The sequence below is a fragment of the Rubrivivax sp. A210 genome, assembly GCF_904426505.1.
GTDB lineage: Bacteria > Pseudomonadota > Gammaproteobacteria > Burkholderiales > Burkholderiaceae_C > Rubrivivax.
The window spans coordinates 439,407-454,057 of sequence record NZ_CAJGBN010000012.1 but is presented as its reverse complement, the minus strand read 5'-3'; the positions used below and the strand labels follow the sequence as shown (position 1 = coordinate 454,057).

The 14,651-nt window shown below is 69.5% G+C and carries 2 protein-coding genes; both read right to left on the bottom strand.

The genetic code is table 11. From position 1 onward, the window contains the following. Positions 1-90: 90 nt before the first annotated feature. On the bottom strand, positions 91-615 hold the full coding sequence (locus tag JMV16_RS10800) for a hypothetical protein (RefSeq protein WP_201494237.1): 525 nt from the start codon (positions 613-615) through the stop codon (positions 91-93). Between the two features lie 312 nt (positions 616-927). Continuing rightward, a complete protein-coding gene (locus JMV16_RS10795) occupies positions 928-14,268 on the bottom strand; it encodes a hypothetical protein (protein ID WP_201494236.1) in 13,341 nt (4,446 codons plus the stop codon). Between the last annotated feature and the right edge of the window lie 383 nt (positions 14,269-14,651).

The window sequence follows — 14,651 nt, the reverse complement described above, 5'->3', positions numbered from 1 at the left end:
CCCGCCGGCGCCGCCCGGTGCTGCGGCGTCAGCGTTGAAGGCCGTAGTACACCCGGCGAAAGGCGTTCCCGGGGGTGTCGAGCAGGGCCTCTACTTTGTGCCGGCAAAAAGCGGCTGGCCGCGGTGCAATATGAATAACTGGTTGGCCCAGAATGGGCCATATTTCAGTTTTTCGATATCGATGCTTGCTGGGTCGGTCCAAACCCACTCGTTGCCAATCACTGGGCGTTCCCAGTAATACACTTCAAAGCCGTTGCCCGCGCGGGCCTTTGGTATCAGCCTGTCCAGGGTCGGATTGTAGCCGCCTGGTATGGTCACGAGAAAATCGTGGCCTTCGGCCAGCAGCTTGGCCAGCGCGGCCGATACGGCTGCCGGATCCTCAGGCAGGCCATAATCGGAAAGACCTATGTGCTCGAATGTCGAGATCGACAGGATGGCGGGCGTATTGGCAATCTCGACATCCATGAAACCTCTTCTAATGTTCACGAGAGGGTGCTTGTCTGTGGGGTCGACGATATTTGGTATTCGATGTGGCCAATAATATGGCGTTGTTGCGCCAATTTCCATGACATCGTCTCTCTGATATTGTTTCAGAAATTCGTCGGCCACGGCCATTTCAATGGATCGATCAGTCATCCGAAATGGTGGATAGTTTACATTGTGGTTGGCAATGAAATGAGGGACGGGTGTTTTGTCGAACTAAAAGCATGCTTTTGGAATCGGCGATTGGCCTGCATACGTCTCGATCATGTGTTCCTCCAGAGCGGAATCTGGGTGGCGGCTGGTTCCTGCCCGCCGCCAATGACGCGCCACTATGCGCCACTTTGAGCAGACCCTTTCAAGGCGACCCTGTGGGCCGGATTGCCTGCGTTGGGGCCGGAGCCCGCGAACCGCCCCTTCAGCCGGGGCGGGTCGCAGGCCGCTGCCTTAGATCAGCGGCTGCTGGAGCCGCAGCAGTTCGTCGTCGGCGGCACTGACGCCCAGGCTGCATTGCACCTGCATCGGCGCCGCCGTTGCCGTGGCGACTTGTGCGGTCGCGCCCTCGGCCGGCGAGCCCAGCAGGGCCGGCGCGGGTGCGGCCAGCAACTCATCGGCGGTGAGGGCCGGCGCAGCCGCCTGCTTGGCGAGCCAGACGTCGGCCATGGCGTGCTGGCTTCCGTCCGCAGCGGTGTAGCTGCCCACGAGTCCCAGCAAGTTGCCGTTGTCGGTCTCGGTGCTCTTGGCGAAGTCGAGGTTGATCTCGGCGATGCCGAAGTCGACCAGGCCCTTGAGCTCGCCCACATCGGTCTTGCCGTCGCTGTCGGCATCGATCCAGAGCTTGAGTTCACCGAACTTGGCATCGGCCGCCGAAAGCTTGCCGTCGCCGCTGCTGTCCAGTGCAGCCATCGCCCGGAAGCCATCGCCTGCGCGCTGCCCATCGGCGAGTTCGGTGGCGCCACCGAAGAGCTCGCGCCCGTCGTTGATCACGCCGTCCTGGTTGATGTCTCGCACGAGCAGGGCGTCCTGCGCGCTGACCCAGCCCACCTGGCTGGCCTGGCCCGAAGCGGTCAGGTCGAACTGCACGCCCTGGGCGGCTGCCAGCGTCTTCACGCCGTCGCCGTTGAGGTCGAGCACGATCGGGGTCACGCTCTGCAGCGCCTGGAACTGCTCGTTGCTGAAGTGGGCCCAGTCTTCGCCGGCAAAGGCGTTGTAGTGTGCGTCGGTCATGGCCGCCAGGTCGGCGGTCTCGAAGGCCTCGACCTGCGTGGTCGTGAGCGCATCGATCTGCGTCGTCGTCAGGGCGTGGGCCTGCGCGGTGGTCAGGGCCGCGATGTCGGCCGTGCCCAGGCCGGCAATCTGCACTTCGTCCAGGGACTGCAGCTGCAGGGTGGTCAGCGCGGCAAACTGGTCGGTGCTCAGCGCCGCCAGCTCCTGGGTGTCGAACGTGGCCAGCTGCGTCGTCGTCAACGCCGACAGCTGCAAGGTGGTCAGCTGCCCCAGCTGCGGGTCGGTGAGGGCGTCGATCTGCTCGGACGTGAAGGCCGCGATCTGCGCCGTCGTGAAGGCGCGCAGGTCCGCCGACTCCATGTTGACGAGGTCGGCCGTCTCGATGGCCTGCACCTGCAGGGCGCTCAGCGCCATGACCTGGCCAGTGGTGAAGGCCACCAGCTGGCTGCTGCTCAGCGCGGCGATGCTGGCCTCGCTCAGCGCCTGGACCTGTGCCGTGCTCATCAGCGCCACTTCCGGCGTTTCCAGGGTGGCGATCTGCGCCGTGCCCAGGCTGGCCATCTGCACGGGTGTCAGGGCCAGGAACTGAGCGCTGGTCAGTGCAGAGAGATCGGCTCCCGTGAGGGCGCCGAACTGTTCAGTGCTCAGCGAGGCCAGTTGCGTGGTGCTGAGGTGCGAGAGCTGGTCGGTGCTCAGGGCGTCGATCTGTGCCGTGCTCAGCGCGGCCAGTTGCAGGGTCGACAGCGCGGCCAGGTCGGCCGTCTGCATGGCCGCGATGTCCGCCGTCTCGATGGCGCGGACCTGCGCCGTGGCCAGGGCCACGACCTGAGCCGTGGTCAGCGCCTCGATGCCTGCGGTGCCGAGCGCGGCGATGCTGGCGGTGGTCAGCGCCCGGATCTGGGTCGTGCCCAGGGCGGCGATGTCCGCCGTTTCCAGGGCGCCCATCTGGGTCGTGTTCAGCACCGCGATCTGGGCCGTGCTCAGGGCCGCGAACTGGCTCGTGCCCAGCACGTTGAGGTCGGTCGACGAGAGCTGGGCCACGGCGCCGACGTTGATCGCCGCCACCTGCCTTGTGGTCAGGCTGGCCAGCTGCGAGTCGGTGAGGGCGGCCAGCTGCGGCGATGCCAGGGTGTTGATCTGGGTGGTGCTCATGGTCACCAGGTCGGCCGTCTGCAGCGCACCGATGGTGGACGTGCTCAGCGCCTGGACCTGCGCCGTGGTCAGCGCGATGAACTGGCTGCTGGTCATGGCGTCGATCGCGCTGCTCGACAGCACATTCACGCCGGCCGTGCCCAGGGCGCGGATCTGGTTGGTCGAGAGGGCGACGACGTCGGCCGTCTCGAGGGCCTGCACTTGCGCGGTCGTCAGGCGCGACACCTGGTAGGTGGTGAGGGCCGCGAACTGCGCGCTGGACAGGGCATTGAGGTCGTCGGTGGCGATGGCGCCGATCTGTGCGGTGCCGATGGCCGCGACCTGTGCGGTGCTCAGCACCGTGAGCTGGGCCGCGCTCAGTGCCGACACCTGGTCGCTGGTCATGGCGCGGATCTGCGCCGTGCCCAGGGCCGCGAAGTCGGCAGTCTCCATCGTGGCCAGGTCGGCCGAGTCGATGGCGACGATCTGGCTGGTCTTCAGCGCCATGACCTGGTCGGTGGTCAGGGCCTGCAGCCGGGCGGCATCCAGGGCCTGGATGGCCGCGGTGCCGAGCGCGCGGATCTGGTCGGTGCGCAGCGCGGCCAGGTCAACCGTCTCCAGCGCAGCGACCAGGGTCGTGCTCAGGCCGGCGACCTGCGTCGTGGAAAGAATCTGGAACTGCGTGCTGGACAGGCTGTTCAGGTGCGCCGAGTCGAGGGCGTTGAGCTGGGTCGTGCCCAGTGCGCCGAGCTGCGGGTCGGTCATTGACATCAGCTGTGTCGAACTCAGCGCCGCCATCTGGTCGGCGCTCAGGCCGGGCAGCTGGTTCAGTTGCAGCGCGTTGATGGCGGTGGTGCTCAGGCCGGCCAGGTCGGCGGTTTCAATGGCGCGGATCTGCTTGGTGGTCAGCTCGCCGAGCTGCATCGTTTCCAGCTGGGCGGCGCTGAGCGCCGCGATGCCGGCCGTGCTGATGCCGCGCAGCAAGGTGCCGCTCAGCGAAGCCAGGTCGTCGGTGGCCATGGCGGCCATCTGCGCCGTCGTCAGGCTGCCCATCTGGGCAGGCGTCAGCGCGGCGAACTCGCCGGTGGTCAGGCTCGCGAGGTTGGCCGGATCGATGGCCCGGAGTTGCGCCGCGGTCATGGCGGCCAGGCTGGCGCCAGGCAGGGTCGACAGCTGGTCGGTGGTCAATGCGGCGATCTGGGCCGTGGTGAAGACCGCGAACTGGCCGGGCAGGAAGGCGCCGATGGCCTCGGTGCCCAGGCTCACCAGGTCAGCCGTCTCGAGGGCGCGCAACTGGGTCGTGACCAGTGAGCGCAGCTGGTCGGACGACAGGGCCGCGAGCTTGGCGCTGTCCAGCGCCACGATGGCCGCGGTGGACAGGGTCGGCATCTGCAACGTGGTCAGCCCGGCGATGTCGTCGGTGGCCATCGCGATGATCTGCGCCGCGCTCAGGGAGCCGATCTGCGTCGGCGTCAGCGTGCCGAACTGCGCCGACGACAGGGCTGCCAGGTCGACGTCCGCGATCGCGGCAATCTGCGCCGTGGTCAGCGTGGCCAGGTGCTGGCTGTCCAGGGCCGTCAGCTGGTCGCTGGTCAGTGCGCGCACCTGGCTGGTGGTCATCGCCGCCACATGTGCCGTGGTCAGCGAATTGAGGTCGTCGGTGGTCATGGCCGCCACCGTGGCGACACTCAGGGAGCGGACCTGGGCCGTGCCCAGCGAGGCGATCTGGCTTGAATCCAGCGCATTGATGACGTCGGTGCTCAGCGCCGCGAAGGCCGCGGTGCTGATCGAGGCCAGCTGGCTGCTGCTCAGCAGCGCGAGGTCGTCGCTCTGCAGCGCGCCGGCCTGGTAGGCCGTCATCGCCGCGAGCTGCGGGTTCAGGAACGCCTCGAACTGGGCGCTGGTCATGGCCGCCAGGTCTTCGGCCGCGATGGCCTGCACCTGGCTGGTGGTCAGCCACTGGACCTCGCTGGTCGTCAGCTGCGACATCGAGGCCGTGCTCAGCGCCACGATGGCTTCGGTGCTGAGCGCGGCAATCTGCGGCTGGGTCAACACCCTCAGGTCGTCGGTCTGGAAGGCCGCAGCCTGCTCCGCCGTCAGCCGGGACAGCTGTTGCGTGGTCAGGGCCATGAACTGGTCGGTGGTCATGGCCGCCAGATCATTGGCTTCCAGCGCAACGAACTGCCGCGTCGTGAGCGCCGCGACCTGCACAGTGGCCAGCGAGGCCACGACTTCGGTCGTGAGCGCCACGATGGCCGCCGTGTTGAGCGCGGTGATCAGGGTCGTGCCCAGGGCGCGCACGTCGGCCGTCTCGAGCAGCGTTGCCTGGCTTTCGGTAATGGCGCCCACCTGGCTGGCGGTCAGCTTGGAGAACTGTGCCGTGCCAAGGGCGGCCAGGTCCGCGGCTTCGAGCCAGGCCACCTGCTGCGTGTTCAGGCCGGGAATCTGGCTCGTGCCCAGGGCGGCGGCTTCTGCCGTGGTGAGGGCAATGAGCTGCTCTTCATTGAGCGTGCGCAGCTGCCGCGTGGTGAGGGCGGCGATGTCGGCCGTCTCCATGCCGGCGATCTGCTCGCCCGTGAGCACGGCGATCTGCGCCGTGCTCAGCGCGGCAAACTGGCCGCTGCCCAGGGCGTTGAGGTTGGCGACCGACAGGTTGCTGATCTCGGCGGTGGAGATGGCGGCGGCCTGCGGTGCGGACAGCGCGGCGAACTGCGCCGTGGTCAGGCCGGCGAGCTGTTCGCCGGTCAGGGCCCGGATCTGGGCCGTGCTGAGCAGTGCGAGGTCGGCCGTGTCCAGCGAGGCCAGCGCCGCGGGGGCGATGGCCGCGAGCTGCGACGTGGTCAGCGCCTGCGCCTGGTTGCCCGTGAGGGCCTGCACCGACGCGGCCGTGAGGTTGCCGATGACATCGGTGGAGATGGCGCGGATCTGGGTGATGCTCAAGCCGGCGAGGTCGGCCGTCTCGAGCGCGGCGATCTTCTCTGCCGAGAGGTTGGCCACCTGCAGCGTGGTCATGGCCGCGAACTGGCTCGTGTCCATCGCCGTGAAGTCGGCCACGTCCATCACCGCGATCTGGTTGGTGGTGAGCGCGCGCACCTGGTTGGAGGTCAGGCTGGCCATCTGGGTGCCGTCGAGCGCGACGATCTGCGAGTCGCCCAGGGCGGCGACCTGGGACGAGGTCAGGGCCCGCAGGTCGGCGCTTTCGAGGCCGGCGATCTGCTCGTCGGTGAGGGCGCGGATCTGGGCCGTGCGCAAGGCGGCAAACTGAGTCGGAGTCAGCGCGTTGAGCGTGGCTGGCGCCATGCCGGCCAACAGGCCTTCGTCGAGATTGGCCACCTGGGTGGTGGTCAGCGCGCCAAGCTGCGTGCTGGTCAGCGCGGCCAGGCCGGCGTCGCCCAGGGCGTTGATCTGGCTCGAGCTGAAGGCCCTGAGGTCAGCCGTTTCGAGCGCCACCAGGTTGGCCGCGCTGAGGGCGGCCACCTGATCGGTGGTCAGGGCGGCGGCCTGCTGGGTGGTCAGCGCGGCCAAGGCTGCGGTGGACAGCTCGGCGATGGTGTCGGGGCGCAGGGCGCGGATCTTCACCGGGCCCAGGGCGGCCAGGTCGGCGCCCTCCAGCGCTGCGGACTGCTCGAGCGTGAAAGCGGCAAGTTGGTTGGTGGTCATGGCCGCGAACTGCGCGCTCCCCAGGGCCGCCAGGTCACTGGCTTCGAGGCCGGCGATCTGGTCGGCGGACAGCGAGGCGATCTGCCGCGTCGTGAGGCCGGCCAGTTGGGCTGTGCCGAGGTTGTCGAGCTGGGCCGTGCTCAGCGCCGCGAGTTGTGCCGTGCTCATGGCGGCCAGGTCACGGGTCTCGAGGGAGCCGAGCGCGCTGGCCGAGAGGTTGGACACCTGCTCGGTGGTGAGCGCCGCCACCTGCGCGGTGCTGAGGGCCTGCACGGCGGCGCTGGAAAGTTCGGCCAGCGCCTCGGTGGACAAGGCGCGGACCTGCACCGTGCTCAGCGCGGCGATGTCGGCCGTGACCAGCATGGCGGCCTGGGCCGCGCTCAGGGCGGCGATCTGGGCCGTGTTCATGGCGCCGAACTGCGTCGGGCCGAGCGCGGCCTGGTCGGCGGCATCGAGCACCGCCAGCTGTTCGGTGGTGAGGGCACCGAACTGGCGCGTCGTCAGCGAAGTCAGCTGCTCGGTGATGAGTCCATCGATCTGGCTCGTGGTCAGGGCCTGGACCTGGGTCGTGCTCAGGGCACGCAGGTCGTCAGTGGCGATGACGGCGATCTGTGCGGCCGTCAGGCTGGTGAGCTGGCTGGTGGTCAACGCGGCCATCTGGAGGGTGCCCAGGGCCAGGATGCTGGCGTCGGACAGCGCGGCCAGCGCATCGGTGGCGAGGGCACGGATCTGCAGCGTGTTCAGCACGGCGATGTCGGCCGTGTCCATGGCGGCTGCCTGTTCGGCGGTGATGGCCGCCACCTGCGCGGTCTTCAACGCCGCGAAGTGCGCAGTGCCCAGCGACCGGAGGTCATCCGGTGCCAGCGATTCGATCTGGGTGCTGGTCAGCGCGGCGAGCTGGCGTGTGCCCAGGCTGTTGAGCTGGCTGGTGTCGAGCGCGTCGAGCTGCAGCGTCGACAGCGACGCGATCTGTGCCGTGCCCATGGCCGCGAGGTCGCGCGTCTCCAGCGCCAGCATCTGCTCGGCCGTCAGGCCGCCGATCTGGGTCGTGGTCAGGCCTGCCACCTGGGCCGTGGTCAGTGCCACGATCACCTGCGAGGACAGTGCGCCCAGGGCGTCGTTGTCCAGGGCGCGTATCTGCAGGGTCGAGAGCGCGGCCATGTCGGCGGTCTCCAGGCCACCGGCCTGGTCGGAGGTGAGCGCGGCCAGCTGCGTCGTCGTCATGCCGCGGTACTGCGTGCCGCCCATGGCCGCCAGGTCGCTGGCTTCGATGGCGGCAAACTGTGTCGTGGTAAGGGCCGCCACCTGGCTGGTGGTCAGGCTGGACAGCTGCAGCGAGCTCAGCGCGTCGATCTGCGCCGTGCTCAGCGAGGCCAGCTGGGCCGTCGCGATCTTCATCAGGTCGGCGGTCTCGAAGGCCGCCATCTGGTCGGCGTTGAGCGTGGCCAGCTGGGCCGACGTGAGCGACGCGGCCTGCGTCGTGCCGAGGCCGGCGATGGCCGAGGTGGACAGCGCCCCGATCGCCGCGGCGCGAAGGGCGCGGATATCGGTGGGCGTGAGGGCCGAGAGATCGGCGCCTTCAAGCTGGGTGGCCTGGTCGGTGGTGATGGCCGCCAGCTGATGCGTGGTCATGGCGCCGAACTGCGCGGAGCTCATGGCCGCCAGGTCGGTTGCTTCGAGCGCAGCGAGCTGGACGGTGGTCAGGGCCTCCACCTGGCGCGTGGTCAGGTTCGACAGCTGTTCGGTGTTCAGCGCATCGAGCTGGGCAGTCGTCAGCAGCGTGATCTGGGTCGTGCTGAGGGCGGCCAGGTCGCGCGTTTCCATCGCGCCCATCAGTTCGGCGCTCAGGCTGTGCAGCTGGGCCGAGGTCAGGGCGACGGCCTGGCTCGTGCCCAGGGCCACGATGGCGGCGGTGGACAGCGCGCCGAAGGCATCGGCGTCCAGGGCCCGGATCTGCGTCGTCGTCAGCACCCCGATGCGGTCACCCGGCAGGGCCGCGGCCTGCTCGGCCGTGATGGCGCCGAGCTGCTCGGTGGTCAGGGCGGCGAACTTGTCGGTGGACAGGGCGGCCAGGCCGGCCGGCGTGAGGCCGGCAATCTGCGTCGTGCTCCAACCCGTGATCTGGTTGGCGTTGAGGGCGTCGAGCTGCGGCGTCGAGAAGGCTTCGAACTGCGCCGTGGACAGCGCGGCGACCTGGGCGCTGGTGAGCGCTGCCACATCGGCGGTTTCCATGCCGGCCAGTTGCTCGGCCGTCAGCCTCGAGACCTGCTCGGTGCGCAGTGCGGCCACCTGGGCCGTGCTGAGGGCCTGGAAGGTGGCCAAGGACAGCGCCGCCACCGCGTTCTGGTCCAGCGCGCGCACCTGCTGCGTGCTCAGGGCCGCCACGTCGGCGGTCTCCAGCGAGCCGGCCTGCGTGGAAGTGATGGCCGCGAGCTGCGAGGTGCTCATGGCGAAGAACTGCGCGGTCGAGAGGGCGGCCAGGTCGCTGGCCTCCAGGCTGGCGATCTGCTCGGTGCTCAGCGCCGCGATCTGCGAGGTGCCGAACTTCTGCAGCTGGGTGCCGTCCAGGGTCTCGAGCTGGGCGGTGCTCAGGCTGCGGATGGCCGCGGTGCTGAAGGCCGCAAGGGCGGACGTGCCCATTTGCGCCAGGTCAGACGGGTCGATGGCGGCCACCTGCGCGGTGTTCAGCGCGGCCACCTGCGCGGTCGTCAGTGCCGCGACCTGGCTGCCATCCAGGGCGGTGAGGTCTTGGTTCGAAAGGGCCTGGATCTGGGCCGTCGACAGCCGGGCCAGATCGGCGGTTTCCAGCGCCGCGGCCTGGTCGGTCGTGAAGGCCGCCACCTGGGCCGTGCCCATGGCGGCGAAGTGGCCCGTGCCCAGCGCGGCCAACGAGGCCGGCAGCATCGACTCGATCTGCGTCGTGGTCAGCGCGGCCACCTGGCGCGTGGTCAGCCCGGCCAGCTGTGCCGCATCCAGCGCATTGAGCTGGTCTGCCGAGAACGCGCGGATCTGCGCCGTGCCTATCGCCGCCAGGTCGGCAGTCGCCATCACGTTCAGTGCCGCGACTTCCAGTGCGGCGGCCTGGGCCGTGCTCATGGCGGCCATCTGGCTCGTCGTCAGGCCTGCGATGGCATCGACGGCCAGCGCCGCCACGTTGGCGGTGCCCAAGGCGGCAAACTGCGTGCTGCCGATGGCTGCCAGGTCGCCCGAGCTCAGGGCGGCGGCCTGCGTGGTGTTCAGCGCAAGGATCTGGCGGGTGTTCAGGGCCGCGAACTGGGCCGTGCCCATCGCGGTGATGTCATCGCCGTCGAGCCGCGCGAGCTGGGCCGTCGTGAGGGCGCGGACCTGTGAGGTGGTGAGCGCGGCCAGCTGTTCGGCGCTCAGGGCGTCGATCTGCGCCTCGCTCAGGGCGGCCACGGCCACCGTCTGCAGCGCGGCCAGGTCGGCCGTTTCCAGGGACGACAAGTCGGCGGATTCGATCGCCATCACCTGGGCCGACGACAGCACGGCGGCCTGGGAGGTGGTCAACCCCTGCAGGGCGTCGGCCTGCAGCGCCTCGATCTGCGCTGTGCGCAGCGCCACGATCTGCGTCGTCGTGAGGGCGGCCAGGTCGGCGGCATCGAGTTGCGCGACCTGGTCGGTGCTCAGCAGCGCGATCTGGCTCGTGCTCAGCCCGGCCAGCTGCGAGGTGGCCATGCCGGCCAGCAGGGCCGGATCGACGCTCGCCAGCTGGGTGGTGGACAGCGCGGCCAGCTGGCTGGCGCCGAGCTTGGAGAACTGCTCTTCGGTCAGTGCCGCAAGCTGGCCGGTGGTGAGGGCGGCGATCTGTACCGTGCTCAGGCCGGCCACGGTCGCGGTGGCCAGGGCAGACATGTCTTCGGCGTCAATGGCGCGAATCTGCGCCGCAGTCAGGCCCCTGATCTGGTCGGAGGCGAGTGCGCCCACCTGGACGCCGTCGAGCGTGCTCAGGTGGGTCGTGGTCAAGGCGGCCAACTGCGTGCTGGACAGCGAGGCCACGGCGGTGGCGCCAAGGTTGGCCACCTGGGCGCTGGTCAGTGCGGCGATCTGGGCTGCCGAGAGTCCGTCGAGCTGGGTCGAGGTCAGCGAGGCCAGATCGGCGGGCTCGAGGCTGGCGATCTGCTGGCTGGTCAGCGCATTGAGCTGGGCGCTCGTCACGCCGTCGAGCTGGGTCGCCGTCAGCGCCTCGATCTGGGCGGTGGTCAGCGCCCGCAGCTGGGTGGTGCCGAGCACGGCGATGTTGCCGCTGCTCAGGGCGGCCAGGTCGTCCACCTCCATGGCGCGAAGCTGGCTGGTGCTCATGGCCCTGACCTGGCCGGAGGTGAGAACCTCGACCTGGGCCACATCCATGGCCACGATGGCCTGCGTGCTCAGGGCGCCGAACTGGGCGCTGCCGATCTGCACCAGGTCAGCGGTTTCCATGGCGGCCATCTGTTCGGCCGTGATGCCGCGCACCTGGCTGGTGCTCAGCGCCGCGAAGGCCGCCGTGCCGAGGATGGCCAGGTCGGCCGGGCTCAGGCTGGCCACCTGCGCGCTGGTGAGCGCGCGGATGTGGTCGGTGCTCAAGGCCGTGAGCTGGCTGGTGGTGAGAGCGTCGATCTGCGAGGTGGTGAGCGCGGCGATGCGGCTCGAAGCGAGCTGGCTCAGTGTGCCGGTCGACAGGGCGGCGATGTCATCGACGCCCAGGGCGCGCAACTGGGTCGTGCCCAGGGCGCGCAACTGGTCGCTGGTGAGGGCGGCGGCGCCCTCGACGCTCAGCGCGGTCACGCCGGCCGTGCTCAGGGCCTGGAATTCGGCGCTGCCGATGGCCACGAGGTCGGCCGTCTCGAGGCCGGCAACCTGGCCCGTGGTGAGCTTGGCGATCTGCCCGGAGGTGAGGCCGTCGAACTGGGCCGTGCTCAGCATGTTGAGACGGTCGGATCCCAGGCTGGCGATCTGCACCGAGGTGAGCCCGCGGATGGCCGTGGACGCGATGGCGGCAAGGTCGGTGCTGTCCAGGGCCGCGAGCTGCAGGGTCGTCAGTGCCGCGATCTGCGCGGAGCTCAGGGCGGCGATGCGGTCTGTGGCCAGAACCTGGAGATCGTCGATCGCCAGGGCGCGGATCTGCGTCGTGCTCAGGCCGGCGACCTGGGCCGATGTCAGCCCGGCGGCGTCGGCGGTGGACATGCCGGCGATGACGGTGGTGCTCAGCCCGGAGATCTGGTTGCCGGAGATGCTGCCGATGTCGTCGGTGCCGAAGTTCAACGCCTGCAGCTGCGAGGTGGTCATGGCCGCGATCTGCGTGCCCGTGAGGGCGGCGACCTGGCTGGAATCGGTCGACAGGGCGTCCACCATCGCCGTGCTCAGCGCGCGGATCTGCGCGGTCGTCAGGGCGGCGAGGTCGGCGGTCTCGAAGGCGAGGAATTCGTCGGTGGCAATCTGCTGCAGCTGGGCGGCGGTGAGGCCTTGGATCTGCGACGTGCTCATGGCCTGGAAGTCGGCCGAGCCCAGGTTGCGGATGGACTCGGTCGAGATGGCCGCGATGTGGCGCGAGGTCAGGGCGCCGAAGTCATCGGACGCCATCTGGTCGATCTGGTCGGTCGTCAGCTTGGTGATCTGCGTCACCGTCAAGGCCGCGATCTGGGCGGTGGAGAGGTCGTTGAAGCCGGCCGTCCCCAGGCTGACCAGCTGGGCCGAGGTCAGGCTGGTGATCGCCGAGGTGGCGATGGAGGCGAGCAGGCTGCCCTGGACAAGTGCATCGACCTGGGCCGTGGACAGGGCCGCGACCTGGCTGGCCGTCATGCCCGCCACGTCGGTGGTGCTGAAGGCGGCGATGTCGTCGGCCAGGGCGCTGATCTGCCCGGCGGTGAGGGCGCGGACCTGGCCGGAACTCAGCGCGCCGATGCTGGTGCTGTCCAGCGACGCGATGGCTGCCGTGGTCAGGTTGGCGAGCTGGGACGTGCTCAGGCTGGCCAGCGTGGTGGTGCTGATGCCCGAGAGCTGGGCGGAGGTCAGGCCGGCCATCTGGGGCGAGGTCAGCTTGGCGATGTCGGCCACCGGCAGGCTGGTGCTGTCCAGGGCGGAGACGGCTGTCACGCTCACGGCGTTGAGCTGGGCCGTGGTCAGCACATCCAGGCCGGGCACCTGGCTGGCGTTCAGGCTGGCAATCTGCGTCGTGGTCAGCACGGCGAGGCGCTCGCTGCTCAGCGAGGCCAGATCACCGGAACTCAGGCCGTCGAGCTGGGTGGCCGTGAGCGAGCGGATCTGGCGCGTGTCCAGTTCATTGAGCTGGGCGCTGCTCAAGGCGCCGATCTGCGTGCTCGTGAGGCTGGTGATGCGCGAGGTGCCCAGCCCGGCCAGGTCGGCGCTTTCAAGGCCGGCCAGGGCGGCGGTGGAGATGGCGCCCAGCTGGCTGGTGGTCAGCGCGGCCAGCTGCTCGGTGCCCAGGGAGAGGATGTCGCCGCTGTCGAGGCCGGCGATGGCGCCCGTGCTCAGCAGGCGGAGCTGGGTGCTGGTCAGGGCGGCCAGGTCGGCCGAGGTCAGCGTGGCGCCGTAGGCCAGGCCGAGCGATGCCACCTGGGCGGTGCTCAGGGCTGCCAGTTGCTCGTCGGTGATGCTCGCCAGGTGTCCCAGCTGGCTGGTTGTCATGGCCGCCACCTGGGCGGTGCCCAGTGCCTCGAGCTGGGCGCTGCCCAGCATGTCGATGGCGGAGGTGCTGAGTGAACGGATCTGTGCGGTGCCCAGAGCGGCCAGGTCGGCCGTCTCCAGTGCCCGTGCCTGGTCGGAACTCAGGCGCGACAGCTGGGCCGTGCCCAGGGTCGCGAACTGTGCCGTCGTCAGGGCGGCGAAGTCGGCCGATTCGATGGCGGCCAGTTGCTGGGTCGACAGCGCGGCCAACTGGGTCGCGCTCAGGCCCTGGATGTTGGCGCTGTCGAGCCCGGCGATGGCCGCCGTGCCCAGCGCGCGGATCTGGGTGGTGGACAGGCTGGCCAGGTCAGCGGAGTCCATCACATCCACACGGGCCGAAGTGAGCGCCGCCACCTGGGCCGTGCTCAGGCCGGCGATCTGCTGGGTCGTGAGGGATCGGAACTGGTCGGTCGTGAGCGCCGCGAACTGGGCCGTCGTCAGGGCTGCTACCCCGGTGGTGCCCAGCACGGCCATCTCGGCACTGCCTATGGCCTGGATCTCGGCCGTGCCCAGGGCCCGCAACTGCAAGGTGGTCAGGGCGGCGATCTGGGACGAACCCAGTGCATCGATGTCGGTGCCGGACAGGGCGTCGATCTGCGCCGTGCTCATGTTGCGCACGGCCGCCGTCGACAGGGCGGCGATCTGGTTCGACTCCAGGGCGCTGATCTGGGCCGTGCTCAGGGCCGCCACCTGCACCGACGTGAGGGCGCCGACCGCCGACGTGCCCATCTGGGCGAGGTCGGCGGTTTCGATGGCCGCCACCTGGGTCGTGTTGAAGGTGCGCACCTGGTGGGTCTGCAGGGCGCCGACCTGCTCGCTGGTCAGGGCCCGTACCTGCACCGTGGTGAAGGCCTGGACCTGGGTGGTCGTGAACCTCGTCACGTCCGCCGTCTCGAAGGCCGCCAACTGGGTGGTGTTCAACGACCCCAGCCCCGTGAGCGAGATTGCCGGGATCTGCTGCGCGGTCAGCGCGGCAATCTTGTCCGTGCTGAATGCAGCCCAGTCCTCGGTGGTCAGCGCGGCGATCTGCGCCGTGCTCATGACTGCGATCTGCGACGAGGTGAAGTTGAGGATCAGGGAGGCCATGGTGCTGTCCTTCTGGAAGGCTCGGGTAAAAAGCGCCGCCCTGCACGTGCAGGCGGACCGCTTACCGGGGCATGTCCACGGTCTATCGGTGCGGCCCAGGCCGAACTTGAGGCTGCAAGCGATCTGGCGGGTGTTGGTCGAGCATTTCGGCCGGAAAGGCCAGCCGCGGCCCGGCTCGGTGCGGCCGCGGTGGCCGCAGGCGCGAGGCCGCACACGCAAGCACACCCTCGGCGCCGGCGCGTTGCGCGCCGGGCCGCTGTCACGGGTTGGCCGCCGGCGTGTGCCGTTGCGGCGCCCGGGCGGGGCGTGTCGGGTTCTGGCCTGTCTCTGAAGGGGGTTTCGGCGCCGGCGCCGCCGACTTGAGCACCGAGTTGCACGCGGAT

Coding starts and splice junctions, on each gene's coding strand:
- JMV16_RS10800 (WP_201494237.1), bottom strand. CDS start 615: ATGGCCGTGGCCGACGAATTTCTGAAACAATATCAGAGAGACGATGTC.
- JMV16_RS10795 (WP_201494236.1), bottom strand. CDS start 14,268: ATGGCCTCCCTGATCCTCAACTTCACCTCGTCGCAGATCGCAGTCATG.